The 16,945-nt window shown below is 65.1% G+C and carries 14 protein-coding genes, 1 other RNA gene and 1 pseudogene; 6 read left to right on the top strand and 10 right to left on the bottom strand.

Translation table 11 applies throughout. The annotated features are described in order from the left end of the window. The 3 genes and pseudogenes from IT41_RS20675 to ffs form a co-directional block, all read left to right on the top strand. Positions 1-95 (top strand): annotated as a pseudogene (locus IT41_RS20675) (IS5/IS1182 family transposase); the annotation flags it as partial. 39 nt (positions 96-134) lie between these two features. Then, the gene (locus IT41_RS08345; protein WP_052081348.1) at positions 135-773 is read left to right on the top strand and encodes a 5'-nucleotidase C-terminal domain-containing protein; all 639 of its coding nucleotides are present in this window, start codon (positions 135-137) and stop codon (positions 771-773) included. Between the two features lie 49 nt (positions 774-822). Next, positions 823-919, top strand: an RNA gene (gene ffs, locus IT41_RS19890) — signal recognition particle sRNA small type. A gap of 155 nt (positions 920-1,074) precedes the next feature. Here ffs and IT41_RS08340 read toward each other — a convergent pair. The 5 genes from IT41_RS08340 to IT41_RS08320 form a co-directional block, all read right to left on the bottom strand. Then, complete coding sequence (locus IT41_RS08340; RefSeq protein WP_036740200.1) at positions 1,075-2,124, bottom strand: patatin-like phospholipase family protein; 1,050 nt, start codon at positions 2,122-2,124, stop codon at positions 1,075-1,077. A 94-nt stretch (positions 2,125-2,218) separates the two neighbouring features. Then, positions 2,219-3,346 (bottom strand): peptide chain release factor 2, encoded by a 1,128-nt coding sequence (prfB, locus tag IT41_RS08335; RefSeq protein ID WP_036740199.1) that lies wholly within the window; start codon positions 3,344-3,346, stop codon positions 2,219-2,221. Between the two features lie 88 nt (positions 3,347-3,434). Beyond that, the gene (locus IT41_RS08330) at positions 3,435-5,981 is read right to left on the bottom strand and encodes a penicillin-binding protein 1A (protein WP_036740198.1); all 2,547 of its coding nucleotides are present in this window, start codon (positions 5,979-5,981) and stop codon (positions 3,435-3,437) included. 70 nt (positions 5,982-6,051) lie between these two features. Further along, positions 6,052-7,290 carry an N-acetylmuramoyl-L-alanine amidase gene (locus tag IT41_RS08325; protein WP_036740197.1) on the bottom strand — a complete coding sequence of 413 codons (1,239 nt, stop codon included), beginning with the start codon at positions 7,288-7,290 and terminating at the stop codon, positions 6,052-6,054. Beyond that, complete coding sequence (locus tag IT41_RS08320; protein WP_036740195.1) at positions 7,287-8,423, bottom strand: pyridoxal phosphate-dependent aminotransferase; 1,137 nt, start codon at positions 8,421-8,423, stop codon at positions 7,287-7,289. The genes IT41_RS08325 and IT41_RS08320 overlap by 4 nt, the downstream gene beginning before the upstream one ends. Before the next feature lie 135 nt (positions 8,424-8,558). On the opposite strand from IT41_RS08320, the gene IT41_RS08315 reads away from it, so the two are divergent. Beyond that, a complete protein-coding gene (locus IT41_RS08315; protein WP_036740194.1) occupies positions 8,559-9,308 on the top strand; it encodes a DsbA family protein in 750 nt (249 codons plus the stop codon). A 79-nt stretch (positions 9,309-9,387) separates the two neighbouring features. Here the strand turns inward: IT41_RS08315 and ispG are convergent, their stop codons facing one another. The 3 genes from ispG to hemA form a co-directional block, all read right to left on the bottom strand. Beyond that, the gene (ispG, locus tag IT41_RS08310; protein ID WP_036740191.1) at positions 9,388-10,512 is read right to left on the bottom strand and encodes a flavodoxin-dependent (E)-4-hydroxy-3-methylbut-2-enyl-diphosphate synthase; all 1,125 of its coding nucleotides are present in this window, start codon (positions 10,510-10,512) and stop codon (positions 9,388-9,390) included. A 126-nt stretch (positions 10,513-10,638) separates the two neighbouring features. Next, positions 10,639-11,871: a helix-turn-helix domain-containing protein gene (locus IT41_RS08305; protein ID WP_036740190.1), complete on the bottom strand. Its 1,233-nt coding sequence runs from the start codon at positions 11,869-11,871 to the stop codon at positions 10,639-10,641. A 105-nt stretch (positions 11,872-11,976) separates the two neighbouring features. Then, complete coding sequence (hemA, locus tag IT41_RS08300; protein ID WP_036740189.1) at positions 11,977-13,206, bottom strand: 5-aminolevulinate synthase; 1,230 nt, start codon at positions 13,204-13,206, stop codon at positions 11,977-11,979. Positions 13,207-13,374: 168 nt separating this feature from the next. On the opposite strand from hemA, the gene IT41_RS08295 reads away from it, so the two are divergent. Both IT41_RS08295 and IT41_RS08290 read left to right on the top strand, forming a co-directional pair. Next, complete coding sequence (locus tag IT41_RS08295) at positions 13,375-14,760, top strand: dipeptidase (protein WP_036740188.1); 1,386 nt, start codon at positions 13,375-13,377, stop codon at positions 14,758-14,760. A 6-nt stretch (positions 14,761-14,766) separates the two neighbouring features. Beyond that, the gene (locus tag IT41_RS08290; protein WP_052081347.1) at positions 14,767-15,519 is read left to right on the top strand and encodes a C40 family peptidase; all 753 of its coding nucleotides are present in this window, start codon (positions 14,767-14,769) and stop codon (positions 15,517-15,519) included. A gap of 53 nt (positions 15,520-15,572) precedes the next feature. Here IT41_RS08290 and IT41_RS08285 read toward each other — a convergent pair whose 3' ends face one another. Both IT41_RS08285 and fdxA read right to left on the bottom strand, forming a co-directional pair. Continuing rightward, positions 15,573-16,082: a CarD family transcriptional regulator gene (locus IT41_RS08285; protein WP_036740187.1), complete on the bottom strand. Its 510-nt coding sequence runs from the start codon at positions 16,080-16,082 to the stop codon at positions 15,573-15,575. Positions 16,083-16,529: 447 nt separating this feature from the next. After that, positions 16,530-16,868 (bottom strand): ferredoxin FdxA, encoded by a 339-nt coding sequence (gene fdxA / locus IT41_RS08280; RefSeq protein WP_036740186.1) that lies wholly within the window; start codon positions 16,866-16,868, stop codon positions 16,530-16,532. Between the last annotated feature and the right edge of the window lie 77 nt (positions 16,869-16,945).

Here is a 16,945-nt window from a genome sequence, read left to right as displayed (position 1 = left end):
TGGCAAAGGATTGGGAGAAATCCATCGAGAGCGCAGAGGCATGGGTTCTCATCGCACATATCAGGCGCATGACCAGGGCAATCGCAACAGATTGAAATCATTCATCTCGTTTTGAATCTGGCTCTTATACCGACGTGCCGGCGGGGCGGCTGACGCTGCGCAATCTGGCCGATCTTTACCTGTTTCCCAATCGCATCTGCGCGATCCGGCTGAACGGCTCGGACGTTCTGGCCTGGCTTGAGCGTTCGGCCAGCATGTTCCGGCGGATCATGCCGGGCGGCATCGACCAGCAACTGATCGACCCGGAATTTCCAAGCTACAATTTCGACGTGATCGACGGGCTGGACTGGCAGATCGACCTCAGCCAGCCGCCGCGCCACGCCCCTGACGGCCGGACGCTGGACCCTCAGGCCCGGCGCGTCACCGATGTCCGGCATCGCGGGTTCGCGCTTGATCCGGATCAGGAATTCATCCTGGTCACCAACAGCTACCGCATGTCCGATTGCGGATTGTTCGGGCCGATCACCTCGGGGCGTCCGGTGCTTCTGGATGGCACGGCGCGCATGCGCGAAGTGCTGCGCCGCTATATCGCGCGCCGCCGCGTACTCGCCCCCGAGGGCCATAGCGGCTGGCGCTTCGCCCCCCTGCCCGACACCTCGGTCCTGTTCCAGACCAGCCCCGCCGCCGCTCCGCATCTGGGCCGCCTGTCGACCCGGGTCGAGCCGGCGGGCATCGGCGAGGACGGGTTTCTGCGCTTGCGGCTGCATCTTTGACCTGCCCAAGCCGCTTGCATCCGAACGCAGGGACGCCTATCTAGGCCCCGAGAGGTTGGCGCGGGCGAGCGCCTCGCCAACCCGGTCAGGTCCGGAAGGAAGCAGCCGTAACGAGTCCCGCTTGGGTCGTTGTCCAGCCTCTCACCCGGTTTTCCACATATCGCCAGCCCACCGGGCCCTCTCATTCTTTGCAGCGATCCCGACATGGACAGCCGAGCCCCGCATTGCGGCCAATACCGCACTGATGCCGGGGCAATGCCCGGCTGGCGGCACGGATTGCGCTGGCGCCACCCACCCTGCCCTAGCGGAACAGCTCGTCCAGAGAATAGGAATCGCGCTTGCCGATATTCTCTGCATTTTCCCGCAGGAAACGGTCAGCCGCCTCGGTGCCGGCTTCGCGCAGCCTGTCCAGCAGGCCGGGCGCGGGGATCAGCTTGGTGCTGGCGCTCAGCGAATTCATCAGCGTCTCGTCCATGATCGCATGCATGAGCACGTTCTTCATCGGTCGCCCGACCAGCCGCTCCTCGTCATGAAGGCGCTTGACGAACTTGATCGCGCGCAGCTGCGCCAGCAATGAGGCGTTGAAGCTGATCTCATTCACCCGGTCCTGGATTTCCGACGGGGTCCTGGGCAGCGATTCGCGCTGCATCGGGTTGATGTTCACGATCACGACGTCACGCGGCAGATCGGGGCGGTACAGCGGAAACAGCGCCGGGTTGCCCGAATAGCCGCCGTCCCAATAGGCCTCGCGGCGGCCGGTCTTCGGATCGTCAAGCTCGACCGCCCGGAACAGTTCGGGCAGGCAGGCCGAGGCCAGCACCGTCTCGACCGTCACCTCGGCGCCGCCGAACACCCGGATCAGCCCGGTGCGGACATTGGTGGCCGAGACGAACAGCGCCGGCCCGTCCTCGCGGCCCAGCCGCGGATGTGGCATTTCCATCAATATGGCCGCCAGAGGATTGGTATAGAACGGCCCGCTGTCATAGGGGCTGAAGACGCGCGACAGGTTGCCCAGCCAGGCCACCGGCGAAAACAGCTCGGTCAGGCGCTGCCAGCCGCGCGGCGCCGGGAACATCGAATGCAGCCAGCGCACGATGGTGTTGTCGCTGACCTGCCCGACCTGAGACCAGACATAGGCCAGGTTCGCGCGCGCCGCATCGCGACCGCGCTTTCCGGGCCCGCAGGCCAGCCCCGCCGCCAGCGCGGCACCGTTCAGCGCCCCGGCCGAGGTGCCGCTGATCGCCGCGATCTCGATTTCCGGTTCATCCAGCAACCGGTTCAGCACACCCCAGGAGAACGCGCCATGCGCCCCGCCCCCCTGCAATGCCAGGTTGATGCGTTTCTTGGCCATGCGCGATCCTGCTCTACCTGTTTTGCGGCAGGCTAGCCGGGCTTTCTTCTTTATTCAAATATCCATGCGGGACATCGCGGTAAAAGCCGCGGCATCAATCCTCGGCCCGCGCCTCGGCCCGGCTCTTGCCGGCCACGTCCTGCGCCAGCGTCGCCGCCATGAAGGCATCCAGATTGCCGTCCAGTACACCCTGCGTATCCGATGTCTCATGCGAGGTGCGCAGATCCTTGACCATCTGATAGGGGTGCAGGACATAGGAACGGATCTGGTTGCCCCAGCCGGCCTCGCCCTTGGCCTCGTGCTGGGCGTTGATCTCGGCGTTGCGGCGGTCCAGTTCCAGCTGATACAGCCGCGCCTTCAGCGCCGCCATCGCGTTGGCGCGGTTCTGGTGCTGCGATTTTTCCGAACTGGTCACCACGATCCCGGTCGGCAGGTGGGTGATGCGCACCGCCGAATCGGTGGTGTTGACGTGCTGCCCGCCGGCACCCGAGGACCGGTAGGTGTCGATGCGGATCTCGTTATCGGGAATGCTGATCTCGATATTGTCGTCCACCACCGGATAGACCCAGACCGAGCTGAACGAGGTATGGCGCCGGGCCGAACTGTCAAAGGGCGAGATGCGCACCAGACGGTGCACGCCCGATTCCGACTTCAGCCAGCCATAGGCATTGGGGCCCGAGATCCGGTAGGCGGCGGAACGGATGCCCGCCTCTTCGCCGGCGGTTTCGGACAAAAGCTCGACCTCATAGCCCTTTTTCTCGGCCCAGCGGACATACATCCGCGCCAGCATGCTGGCCCAGTCGGCGCTTTCCGTGCCGCCGGCACCGGCATTTATTTCCAGAAACGTGTCATTGCCGTCGGCCTCGCCGTTCAGCAGGGCCTCGAGCTCCTTTTGCGCCGCCAGTTCCGCCAGCGATTTCAGCGCGCCCTCGGCCTCGGCCACGACCTCCTCGTCGCCCTCGGCCTCGCCCAGTTCGATCAGATCGGCATGGTCCCTGAGCTCGGTCTCGATCCGGCGATAGGTCTCGACCGCGTCGGACAGCATCTGCCGGTCGCGCATCAGCTTTTGCGCGCGGGCCTGATCGGACCAGATATCGCCGGCCTCGATCATCGCGTTCAGTTCCTCGAGCCGGTGCGGCGCGGTTTCCCAGTCCATGCGCTGGCCGAGCAGTTTCAGCGATTTGCGGATCGCCTCGATCGTGGCTTGGGTTTCGGCGCGCATGGGCAAGCTCTTTCAGGTCGGAATTCGGACAGGTTGCGACAAATAGCGCGACTGACCGCCACCTTCAAGCGTCCTGCCCGCGCCGGGCTCAGTAGAGCCCGCCCGAGGACAGGGTGCCGAAATCGGCCTTTTTCGGGATCACCTTGCGCTTGCCGGTCGAGGTGGTCACCGCCTGGCCGCTGTCTCGCGCGGAGGTGAACAGCGGCAATGTCGCCGGGTCGGCGCGGCCGAACCCGCCATCGATCAGCCCCAGCCCGGTGATGTCCTGGCCGTCGCGGAAATACTCCGCGATCACGTTCGGCCCCTTGGCGTCCGGCCCCAGAATCGCACCGCTGAAGCGGTCGATATTGACGAAATGCCCGCCCGGCGGGACCTTGAACGCGGTGCCGCCGAATTCCCTGACCGCCTCGCGCATGAACTCGTTGAAGACGGGCACGCACAGGGTGCCGCCATAGGCGTTGCTGCCCAGCGTGCGCGGCTGGTCATAGCCCAGATAGCAGCCCGCGACGATATTCGAGGTAAAGCCGATGAACCACACGTCCTTGGCATCGTTGGTCGTCCCGGTCTTGCCGGCCACCGGCACAGGCAGATCCACGCCCCGGCCCGAGCCGCGCTTGACCACCCCCTCCATCATCGAGGTCAGCTGATAGGCGGTGATCGCATCCATGACGCGTTCCCGGTTCGAGCGGATCCGGGGCGAGTCGCCGGCGGGCAGCACCGTCTGCCCGCAATCCAGGCATTCGCGCCTGTCATGGCGATAGATGGTGCGGCCGCGGCTGTCCTGCACCCGGTCGACCAGCGTCGGCTCGACCCGTTCGCCGCCATTGGCGAACATGGCATAGGCGGCGACCATCTTGTAAAGCGTGGTCTCCTGCGCCCCCAGGCTGTTGGCGATGAACGCGTTCAGATCGTCATAGACGCCAAAGCTTTCGGCATATTTCGCGACCGTTTCCATGCCGATATCCTGCGCGACGCGGATCGTCATCAGGTTGCGCGACTGCTCGATGCCGATGCGCATCGGTGTCGGCCCGTAAAACCGGCCGCCGGCATTCTTGGGCGTCCAGAGGCCCTGCGGCGTGTTCACGGTCACCGGCTCGTCCACCACGATCGTCGCCGGGGTAAAGCCCGAATCCAGCGCCGCCGCATAGACAAAGGGCTTGAAGCTGGATCCCGGCTGGCGCTGCGCCTGCGTGGCGCGGTTGAAGACCGAGCTCTGGTAGGAAAAGCCGCCCTGCATGGCGATCACGCGGCCGGTATTGACGTCCATCGCCATGAAGCCGCCCTGCACCTCGGGCACCTGCCGCAGGGTCCAGCGGATGAAGCTGCCGTCGCTGTCGCTGGTCATCTGCCGCACCAGCACCACATCGCCCGTCTCCAGCAGGTCCGCGGCCACCCGCGCGCTGCGCCCCAGCGAGCCGTCGGAGTTCCGCTTGCGCGCCCATTGCACATCCTTGGCCGGAATCCAGTGGCCGTCCTCGTCCTCGTCGACGCCTTCGATGCCGATGCGGGCATCGTTGTCGCCCAAGGACAGGACCACGGCCGGATGCCAGCCCTCGATGTCGCGGGGAACCTCGGCCTCGGCCAGCGCGGCACGCCAGTCCTGCTCACTGGTCAGCATGTCCCCGGCGATCTTCTCGCCGGTGCCGCGCCAGACGCCACGGCCCCGATCGTAACGCTCGAGCGCCTGCTGCAAGGCCCGCGCCGCGACCTGCTGCAGCGAGGGATCGACGGTGGCGCGGATCGTCAGGCCGCCGCCGAAAAACTCGTCCTCGCCGAATTCGCGGCTCAACTGGCGGCGAATCTCGTCGGTGAAGTAGCCGCGCGGCGGAAGCTGCTGCTGAAAGGCCGGGAAATCGCCGTTCTGAACCGAGCGCAGCGGCTTTTCGCGTTCCGAGAGATAGGTCGCCTCGTCGATATAGCCGTTCTGCCACATCTCGCGCAGGACATAGTTGCGGCGGTCGGTCACGCGTTCCCGGGCGCGGACCGGATGGTAACGGCTGGGGGCCTGGGGCATGGCGGCCAGCATCGCGGCCTCGTGCGGGGCAAGCTCGGTCAGCGGCTTGTTGAAATAGACCTGCGCGGCGGCGGCCACGCCGAAGCTGTTCTGCCCCAGGAAAATCTCGTTCAGATACAGTTCAAGGATCTGATCCTTGCTCAGCGTCTCTTCCAGCCGCGTGGCCAGGATCAGCTCCTTGATCTTGCGCTCGACGCTGCGGTCGCTCGACAGCAGGAAGTTCTTCATCACCTGCTGCGGGATGGTCGAGGCCCCCCGCACATTCTCGCCCCGCGATCTGACCGCCTCGACCAGCGCGGCCAGCATGCCGCGCGGATCGAAACCGTGATGGACGTAGAAATTCTTGTCCTCGGCGCTGACAAAGGCCTCGCGCACCAGGGGCGGAATATCGTCGATCGGCACGAAGATGCGGCGTTCCTGCGCGAATTCGTCGATGAGCCGGCCTTCGCCGGAATAGATGCGGCTGATGGTCTTGGGGGAATATTGCGCCAGTTGCTCATGGCTGGGCAGGTCGCGCGAATAGATCCAGAACACGGCGCCGACGATCAGGGCCATGAAAATGACCCCCGTGACAATCCATGCGAAAATCGCACCGAAGAATGACAGGATCACGCGAAACAATGGGCAAGCCTCTGGCCAGGATATGGGTCTCTATAGACAGCCCGGCGGAAGGCGTCAAAGCAACCTTGCGCTATTTGCGCGAAACTGCGGCGCGGGCGGCATCGTCCTGCGCCCATCCGCCGATGGCGCGGGTGATGGCCTGCGCGGTGCCGACGCGCCAGTCGGGATCGAACAGATTGGCCCGGTCGCCGGCATCGGTCAGAAAGCCCAGCTCGATCAGCACCGAGGGAATATCGGGCGATTTCAGAACCGAAAAGGCCGCGCCCCGCATCGGATCGCGATGCATGCCGATCCCGGCCCGCCGCAGTTCCAGCACGACGAACTTCGCGAATGCCTCGGAGCGGGGCTGGGTCTCGGTGCGGGCGAGATCCATCAGCACATCGACGACCTGACTGTCCGCCCCGCGCAGATCCAGCCCCGAAACCAGATCGTCGCGATCATGCCGCAAGGCCAGTTCACGCGTGGCGCGGTCATTGGCCTGTTGATTCCAGGTATAGAGCGACAGCCCCGCCGCCCCGCCCGCCGGCAGCGCATCGGCATGCAGCGAGATGAACAGATCGGCGCCTGCGGTGCGCGCGATGGTCATGCGCTGTTCGAGCGGGATGAAACGGTCGTCATCGCGCGTGACGGTGACCGCGAATCCGGCACGGCTCAGTTCCTCGGCCAGTTCGGCGGCAAAGCCCAGCATGAGGGCCGCCTCGCTGATCGCGCCGACCTGCGCGCCCGGATCCTGGCCGCCATGTCCGGGGTCGATCGCCACCCGCAGCCGTTCGTCGCCCGCATCGCGCGGCAATGCCGGGTCCCCCTCCAGCACCGGTTCGGGCAGATCCCAAAGCGCGGACAGCGCCGTGCCGCGGGTGACGAATCCCTGCTGCTCGACCGGCTCGATCCGCAGGCTGAGCAGGGCGCCCTGCGCGCCGTCGCGCGCCGGCGTCTGCAGCGCCAGTCGCAGCGCATAGGGGCCGGGCAACTCCATCACCATGCGCGACCAACCCCGGCGAAAACGCCCCCAACGCAAGGCCGGAACAAGATCGCGCCCGGGCATCGCGCCGCTGTCCTGATCGGCAAAATCGACTTCCTGAAAATCGACCACCAGACGCGGCGGGCCATCGAGGAAATAGACCCGGTAGGGCACCGGCCGGCTGAGCCCGAGCCGCAGTTCAAGCGGCCGGGGACGGCCGCGGTCGCGGCCCTCGGCCTGGATCGAGGAGCGTGCCAGATCGACCTGCGCAAGGCCCGGGCGCAGCGGCCCCTCGGCCGCCGCCGGCAGCGCCAGCAGGATCAGCAGGATCGCATGAAGCCATCTCATCGCGCCGCCATGAAAGCCGCCAGCCGGTCCAGCCCAAGCGATATTTCCGAGGTTGCGCCGGCATAGCTGAAGCGCAGCGTTCCGGCCCCGCGGCGGGGATCGAAATCCAGCCCCGGCGTGACGGCAACCCCCGCCGTTTCAAGTATTTCCCCGGCGAACTTCAGGCTGTCATCGGTCAGCGACGAGACATCGGCATAGATATAGAAAGCACCCTCGGGCGGCGCGATGCGATCAAACCCCATGGCCGGCAGGCGCGCGAGCATGAGGCGGCGGTTTTCGGCATAGACGGCCAGATTGGCCCGCGCCTCGTCCTCGCAATCCAGCGCGGCGAGGGCGGCGACCTGGCTGGCATGGGGCGGGCAGATGAACATGTTCTGGGCGATCCGCTCGACCGTGCGGATATGGCTTTCCGGCACCACCATCCAGCCGACGCGCCAGCCGGTCATGCTGAAATACTTGGAAAAGCTGTTGATGACAAAGACCTTGTCGGTCACCTCGAGCGCGGAATGAAAGCCCGCGCCGTAATCCAGCCCGTGATAGATCTCGTCCGAGATCAGCGCCATGCCCAGCTCGCCTGCCCGCGCGGCCAGCGCGGCCAGTTCCCCGCGCCGCAGCACGGTGCCCGAGGGGTTGCCGGGCGAGGCGAGGATCAGCCCCTGGACATCGGTCGGCAGATCCTCGGGGCGGGGTTGATAGCGGTCCTCGATCCGGGTCTGGATGCCGACCGGCTGCAACGACATGGCGCGCAGGATCTGGCGATAGCTGGGATAGCCCGGCTCACCCAATGCGACGCGGTCGCCGGCATCGAACAGCGCCGAAAACGCAAGGATGAAGGCGCCGCTGGAGCCCGGCGTGACGATGACCCGCGCCGGATCGAGGTCGATCCCGTACCAGCGCCGGTAAAGCCCGGCGATCCCCTCGCGCAGCGCCGGCAGGCCAAGCGCGACGGTATAGCCCAGCGGCTCTTCCAGCGCAGCCGCCAGGGCCCGCCGCGCCCCCGCAGGCGCCGGCGTCGCGGGCTGGCCCACCTCCATATGCACGATATGCCGCCCCGAGGCCTCGGCGCGGCGCGCCGCTTCCATGACATCCATGACGATGAACGGGTCCACCTGCCCGCGTTGCGACTGTCTCATTTCTGCCTCATGCTCTTGCCAGCGGGTATCGCGGCTGCGGCGGCATGGGTCAAGCCCGCGTGAGGCCGCGCCCGGATCGCTTGCAACCGCATGACACAAGGGCCAATCTTCGCGCCAACAGGAAAGGATCCTTGAATGAAAGCCGTTCTGACCGCTGCTCTGCTGACAGCGACCGCCCTGCCCGCGCTGGCCTTTGACCCGGCGAACATGACCGAGGCCGAGACCGAGGCCTTTGGCGCGGCGGTGCGCGAATACCTGATGGCCAATCCCGAGGTTCTGGTCGAATCGATTGCCGTGCTGGAAGAGCGTCGCGCGGTCGATGATGCCAAAAACGACCGGCTGCTGGTCGAGAACAACCATGAGGCGATCTTTGAGGACGGCTATAGCTGGGTCGGCGGCAATCCCGAAGGCGACATCACCCTGGTCGAATTCATCGATTACCGCTGCGGCGTCTGCAAGAGCGTCTATCCGACGCTGGAAAAACTGATCCGCGAGGACGGCAATATCCGCTTTGTGCTGAAGGAGTTCCCGATCCTGACTCAGGAAAGCGACATGGCCTCGCGCTTTGCGGTCGCCGTTCAGCAGGAGGCCGGACCGGACGCCTACAAGAAGGCGCATGACGCGCTGATGGAATCGCGCGGGCCGGTGAACCTGGAAAGCCTGGGCAAGCTGGCCGGCACCCTGGGCGTGGACAGCAAGGCGGTGCTGAACCGGATGAATACCGAAGAGGTCTCGACCGTGATCCGCCAGAATCACCAGCTGGCCGAGCGGATGCGGATCATGGGCACGCCCACCTTCATCATCGAGGGGGAAATGCTGCGCGGCGTGCCGCCCGACGGGCTGGAAGGCGTGATCCGCAAGGTTCGGGAGGCCAAGCAGGGCTGAATCCGGCAGGCTTGGTGCCGCTGGCGCGCGCGGCATGGATATTTGAATGAAGAAGAAATGAGGGCGGCGCGCCCTGCGGTTATTGCGCCGCCTCGGGCTGCCCGGCCTCGATTTCGGCGGCGCGCTTCTCGACCAGTTCGACGATGTGATCGACCATCTGGGCGTTGCTCATCTTGTGATCCTGCCGGCCGGCCATATAGACCATGCCATTGCCGGCACCGCCGCCGGTAAAGCCGATATCGGTCATCAGCGCCTCGCCCGGGCCGTTCACCACACAACCGATGATCGACAGGCTGATCGGGGTCTTGATGTGTTCAAGGCGTTTTTCCAGCGTCTCGACCGTCTTGATGACATCGAAGCCCTGGCGCGCGCAGCTTGGGCAGGAAATGATCTGGACGCCGCGCGTGCGCAGGCCCAGGGATTTCAGGATCTCGAAGCCGACGCGGACCTCTTCGACCGGATCGGCCGAGAGGCTGACCCGGATCGTGTCGCCGATGCCCATCCACAACAGATTGCCCAGGCCGATCGCGGATTTCACCGTGCCGCCGACGAAGCCGCCCGCCTCGGTAATGCCGAGGTGGATGGGCGCGTCGGTGGCATCGGCCAGCTGCTGATATGCCGCAGCGGCCATGAAGACATCGCTGGCCTTCACGCTGATCTTGAATTCGTGGAAATCGTTGTCCTGCAGGATGCGGATATGGTCGAGGCCGGATTCGACCATCGCATCGGGGCAAGGTTCGCCGTATTTTTCCAGCAGGTGCTTTTCCAGACTGCCGGCATTCACGCCGATGCGGATCGAGCAGCCGTGATCCCGCGCCGCCCTGATCACCTCGCGCACGCGGGTCTGGTCGCCGATATTTCCGGGGTTGATGCGCAGGCAGGCAGCGCCCGCCTCGGCCGCCTCGATGGCGCGTTTGTAATGGAAATGGATATCGGCCACGATCGGCACCGGGCTTTCGCGGCAGATTTCGCGCAGCGCCCGGGTCGAGGCCTGATCCGGGGTCGAGACGCGGACGATATCCGCGCCGGCATCGGCCGCGCGGATCACCTGATCCAGGGTCGCGCGCACGTCGCTGCTGTCGGTATTGGTCATGGTCTGGACAGTGATCGGGGCGTCGCCGCCCACCGGAACCGGGCCGACCATGATCTGGCGGGACTTCCGGCGGTCGATATTGCGCCAGGGACGGATCGGGTTATGCGGCATGGGTCTGGCCTTATTCGCGTCGTCGCCGTCACAGATAGGCCCATGTGGCCGCGCCGGCAAGTCGCGCGGCCATGATCGGCAGGGCAGATGCCGCAGGCGTGACCGCCCCGGCGCGGGCTTGTCAGCCTATTCCGGGAAGGGCATCTCTGCCGGCTCATCGGGCGCGACCGAGGCCAGAGCTACCATCTCGGCCAGCTGCGGATCCTTGGCCAGATCGGCAAAGGCATATTGCGAGGTCAGCGCCGCGGGCGAAAGTTCGATATTCTTGACCACCTTGGCGCCGGGGGCGGCGGGGCCATAGGTGCGGCCGTTCACCGCGAAATAGACCGCGCCGGAATTTCCGGCGCGCAGGACCGGCGGTTCCTCGAGCTTGGGCAGGGCGAAGCGTTCGCCCGCATCCAGGGTCTTTTCCAGCAGCACGGTGCCGTCGGCAGAGGTGACTCGGACCCAGGCCGGCCGGGCCGCCAGAATTTCCACCTCGGGCGCGTCGGGCGCGATGGTGCGAACGGCAACCTGTTCGGGGGGCAGGAAGGGGCCGAACATTTCAGGCGAACCTGCCGCCGCGGTCATGCGGGTTTCGGGCTCCTGGGTCGCGGGCTGCATCGCCGGCGCGTTCAGCCCCGGATCGATCGACGCGATCGGACCGTCGCGCGCCACCAGCACCGGCACCTCGAGCGCCTGCGGGCGATAGGTGCGGTCGAGCCCCTCGGGGCGCGGCAGGTTCACCCGCGCCGATTCGATCGTTTCCGGCTCAGCGGCATCCTGCACCGGGTCGAGGCTGGCGATCACGCCGGGCGCCTGCTCACCCGGGGTCAGGCTGACTTTCTGCACCTCTTGCAGGACGGCCCAGCCGCCATAGCCCAGGCCGCAGGCCAGCGCGATCATCACCAGCACCGAGCCGATCGCCCGCGGCTCGACCGAGGACCAGATGCTTTCCGGCTTGGGCAGAAAGATCGGATGCGGATTGGCCAGCGCCTCGGCCGGGTCCGAGGGGCGGCGCTGCGGCTTGGGTCCCGAGGCGGCCGGCGCCATGCCATGGGTGGGCTGGAAGCCGGATTCCTGGCAAAAGCGGCGAAAGGTCCAGTCCGAATCCATGCCCAGATAGCGCGCATAGGAGCGCACGTAACCGGCGATGAAACTGGGCGTGTCAAAGGCCGAGATATCGCAATTCTCGATGGCGGCGACGTAAGAGGCGCGAATGCGCAATTCGCGCTGCACGTCCAGAAGCGACTTTCCCAGCGTGGCGCGTTCGCCCCGCATCAGGTCGCCGAGACGAATATCAGGATCGTCAAAGCCTGGCGGCAGCGCCACCGACTCGTCATGGCCTTGCGACGGGGGAGTCCCCCTTAGCCCGATCATTGCACCTGCCCCATTCTTTGCTGCCATCCCCCGAATCGGGAGAATCTCACAAGTTGATTAAAGCAAGGTTATCACGGACGCGAGAGACGAACACCCCCGAACCTGTCAGGCGACAGCAACGGAACGGTTAAGCTTGCATTGCGACCACAGGTGATCCATCGCACGAACCAGTTGGTCGATCCGCTTCGCGTCATGCACCGGCGAGGGCGTGAAGCGCAGCCTTTCGGTCCCGCGCGGAACGGTCGGGAAGTTGATCGGCTGCACATAGATGCCGAAATCCGCAAGCAGCATATCGGACAATGCCTTGCAATGCACCGGATGGCCGACATGGACCGGCACGATATGGCTGCCGTGATCGTTGATCGGCATGCCCAGGCCCCGCAGGCGCATCTTCAGGATGCGGGCATGCAATTGCTGCTGGTCGCGCAGCATCTGCCCCTCGGCGGTTTTCAGGAACGCGATCGAGGCCGCCGCCCCCGCCGCCACAGCCGGCGGAATCGAGGTGGTGAAGATGAAGCCCGGCGCATAGGAACGGATCGCGTCCACCATCCGGGCCGAAGCCGCGATATAGCCGCCGAACACCCCGAAGGCCTTGCCCAGCGTGCCGTTGATGATGTCGATGCGATGCGCCAGCCCGTCGCGTTCCGAGACGCCGCCGCCGCGCCGGCCATACATGCCGACGGCGTGGACCTCGTCCAGATAGGTCAGCGCGTTGAACTCCTCGGCCAGATCGCAGATTTCCGCGATGGGGCCGAAATCGCCATCCATCGAATAGATCGATTCAAAGGCGATCAGCTTGGGCGCCGCCGGATCGTCCGCCTCGAGCAATTCGCGCAGATGCGCCGGGTCGTTGTGGCGAAAGATGCGCTTGGCGCCGTCGAACCGCTTGATCCCCTCGATCATCGAGGCGTGGTTGAGCTGGTCGGAATAGATGATCAGCCCCGGAAACAGCTTGCGCAGCGTCGAAAGCGTCGCGTCATTGGCGATATAGGCGCTGGTAAAGACCAGCGCGGCCTCCTTGCGATGCAGGTCGGAAATCTCGGCCTCAAGGCGCTTGTGATAGACCGTCGTGCCGGAAATGTTGCGCGTCCCGCCCGAGCCGGCGCCGGTCGCGTCCAGCGCCTCGTGCATGGCGTCCAGCACCACGGGATGCTGGCCCATGCCCAGATAGTCGTTGCCGCACCAGACGGTGATCTCGGTCTCGGTCCCGTCGGGGCGCGTCCAGACCGCCCGCGGAAAGGCCCCCTTGCGGCGCTCGATATCGATGAAGGTCCGGTAGCGTCCTTCTTCGTGCAGCTTGCCGATGGCCTGGTCGAGGGCGGCAGAGTAGTCCATCTTGATCCCTTGCCTTGCTTGAACTTGCTTGCTTGGGGGATCATGCTCCGATCCCGCGGGTCCTAACTTGATAAGTGTCAAAGCGGAAAAAATACAGGGCCAAATTGTCGCAATAGCGCGGTAAAAACAGGAATTTACCCTGAGGAAATCAGTCAGGAAAGGCGGGACATGCAGAACAAGCCCAAAATCGACGAAATGCTTTCAACGCTGGATCGGGAATTGCCGCAGGCGCTGAGCCGCTTGCAGGAGTTTCTGCGCATCGCCTCGATTTCCACCGACCCCGCCCATGCCGGCGATGTCCGCAAGGCCGCGGAATGGCTGTGCGATGAGCTTCGCTCGCTGGGGTTTCAGGCAGATGTCCGCGACACGCCCGGCCATCCGATGGTGGTCGCGCATTCACCGAAAGGTGACCGCAGGCCGCTGCTGTTTTACGGCCATTACGATGTCCAGCCGGTCGATCCGCTGGAATTGTGGGACCGCCCGCCCTTTGAGCCGGCGATCGAGGACACACCCGCCGGGCGGGTGATCCGTGGCCGTGGCGCTTCGGACGACAAGGGCCAGCTGATGACCTTTGTCGAGGCGTTCCGGGCGTGGAAGGCGGTGCATGGCGCCCTGCCCTCGGATCTGGTGCTGCTGTTCGAGGGCGAGGAGGAATCCGGCTCGCCCAGCCTGCGCCCCTTCCTGCGCGAGAATGCCGAGGAATTGCGCGCCGGTATCGCGATGATCTGCGACACCGGGCTTTACGCCGATGGCCGGCCCGCGATCACGACGCAGCTGCGCGGCCTCTATGGCGAGGAAATCGTGATCCGCGCCGCCGAGTTTGACCTGCATTCGGGCAGTTTCGGCGGGCTGGCCGCGAACCCGATCCAGATCCTTGTCAACGCGCTGGCCAGCATCAAGGACGATGCCGGCCGCATCACCCTGCCCGGCTTTTATCACGGGGTCGAGGATCTGAGCGACGAGCTGCGCGCCGACTGGCAGGCGCTGGATTTCGACGCCGGCGGATTCCTGTCGCTGGTCGGGCTGAAGCACCCGGTCGGCGAACAGGGGCGCAGCGCGCTGGAAATGGTCTGGAACCGCCCGACATTCGAGATCAACGGCATCACCGGCGGCTATACCGGCGCGGGATTCAAGACCGTCCTGCCGGCCGAAGCACGCGCCAAGGTCAGCTTTCGGCTGACCGGTACACAGGACCCGCAGGCGATCCGCGAGGCATTCCGCGCCCATATCCGCGCCGCCATACCCGCGGATTGCACGGTCGAATTCCACGATCACGGCGCCAGCCCGGCCAGCCGCATGGATATCTCGGACCCCGCCTTTGCCGCCGCGAAACAGGCGCTTGGCGAGGAATGGGGACGCGAGGCCGCCTATATCGGGGCCGGCGGCTCGATCCCGATCGCCGGGGATTTCAAGGAAATTCTGGGCATGGATTCGATGCTGATCGGTTTTGCCCGCGACGATGACCGCATCCATTCCCCGAACGAGAAATACGATATCGAAAGCTTCGCAAAGGGGGCGCGCAGCTGGGCGCGGATCCTCGCCGCACTGGCGTAACGGATCGTGCCGGGCAAGCTGAAAAAGCCGGGCGCAACGGTCATCGCGGCAGTGCTGGCGGGCATTCTGACCTGCGCCGCGTCATGGGCGCAGGACAGGGCCGATCCGCTGACCGTGCCGGCTCCCGATTACGAGGCCCTGATGGCCGAGGCCGCCTGGGACTGGCGGCCGGGCGATCTGATCTTCCGAAACGGGGTCAACGATATCGACGAGGCGATCCGCCGCAGCCTTGACCTGCGATGGGCCTCGGTCGGGATCTTGCGGCCCAGCAGCGGCGGCCCGCGCGTAGTGTTCGTCGATGAATCCGAGGGCGTGAAGGAGGAAATGCTCTATGAGCATGTCGCCGGCCTGTCACACGGGGATTACGCCGTTTACCGGGCGCGCGATCTCGCCGCGGATTACGACCCGGAAGAACAGATGTGGCCCGGCCCGATGGCGCGGTTTTCGCTGTTCATCGCCTATGGCCAGCCCTTCGACGACCAGTTCCTGCTGGGCGACGGCAGATTTTACAATGCGGAACTGGCCTATCAGGGTCTGCTGAATGCCGGCATCGTGGCAGGGCCACCGGTGCAGCTTGGCCGCCTGGTGAGCCCCCCGGGGCAATTGGAGCCGCAGTTTCGCAGCCTGCTCGAGGGCCACAGATATTGCCGTTACGAGCTGTCCTTTGACGATTGCTGGGCGAACAATCTGCAAGGCCAGGCGATCGTCACGACGGGCAGCCTGATCTCATCGGGAGCGCTGGAGCGGGTCTATCCCTGACAAGCAAAAAGGGCGCCGCAAGGGCGCCCCTTGATCGCGAAACGCGGCCCGTGTCAGGCGGCGCGGGCGGTCAGCACGGCATCGACCTTTTTCTGGGCGCCGGCCTCGTCCATGCCGTTGACCGCGGCGATCTCGCGGGTCAGGCGATCCAGCGCCGCCTCGTAAAGCTGACGCTCGGAATAGGACTGCTCGCGCTGGTCGTCGTTGCGGTGCAGGTCGCGCACCACCTCGGCAATCGACATCAGGTCGCCCGAGTTGATCTTTTGCTCGTATTCCTGGGCGCGGCGCGACCACATGGCGCGCTTGACCCGGGCCTTGCCCTTGAGCGTGTTCAGCGCCTGCTCGACCAGATCGGGGGTCGAGAGGCCACGCATGCCGATCTCGCTGGCGCGGGCGGTGGGGACGCGCAGCGTCATCTTGTCCTTCTCGAACGAGATCACGAACATCTCGAGGCGCAGGCCGGCGACCTCCTGCTCTTCGATGGACACGATCCGCCCCACGCCATGGGTGGGGTATACGACGAAATCATCGGGGCGGAATTCGGCTTTCTTGGTCTTGGACATCGAGTTTCCTTCGCAGCGGCGCCGCCAGGCGGCACAAAGACCCTGAAGGCGGGGAACTCCCTCCTTTCCGGGCCGGTATATCGGTTCTATCTTTCCCGGTCTGGCAGATGACCGGAGCAGGCAGAAGCGCCGTTCAGACCATGGTCAGATGGCCCGCCCGACGCGAATGTAACGACAATATATCACAAAATGCAGCGCAGTTCAAAGGTTCGCTGCGAGGCAGCACCGGCTCTGCACGGATAGGCGAAAGAAAACCAAATCAGACACTTGTCAACATTTCTTCCCGCAGAACCGGCGGCGAGTAAACCGAATCGCCCCGGCTGCCTCACGGTCAACTTGGTAACGATTCTGCACCTGCATAACCACCGCGCGGAACCGTCAAAACCGGGTCTGATGCAAGTCGATCACAGTTTCGTCAAAGGTGAAACCGGGCCGAAAAATTCGCGTTCAGTCGCCCTCGCCCGGCGCTTCCGAGAAATACTTCTCGAGCTTGCCGGCAACGCCGTCCATTTCTTCATAGCCCGGCATCGGATCCTTCTTGCGGGTGATGACCGGCCATTTCTCGGAATATTTCCGGTTGAACTCGACCCAGCTTTCCATATCCGGCTCGGTATCGGGGCGGATCGCGTCGGCCGGGCATTCCGGTTCGCAGACGCCGCAATCGATGCATTCGTCGGGATGGATGACCAGCGTGTTCTCGCCCTCGTAGAAACAGTCCACCGGGCACACCTCGACGCAGTCGGTGTATTTGCACATGATGCAGTTATCGGTGACGACGTAGGTCATAGCGCGTGGTTCCTGTTGCCTGAGCGGCTAGTTACGCCCGGCATGGCCATCATTCAAGGCCGCGACAGCGGAAAAGA

It is taken from the genome of Paracoccus halophilus (assembly GCF_000763905.1).
GTDB lineage: Bacteria > Pseudomonadota > Alphaproteobacteria > Rhodobacterales > Rhodobacteraceae > Paracoccus > Paracoccus halophilus.
Note: the sequence above shows the minus strand (reverse complement) of the source record. Positions and strands in the feature narration are given on the sequence as shown.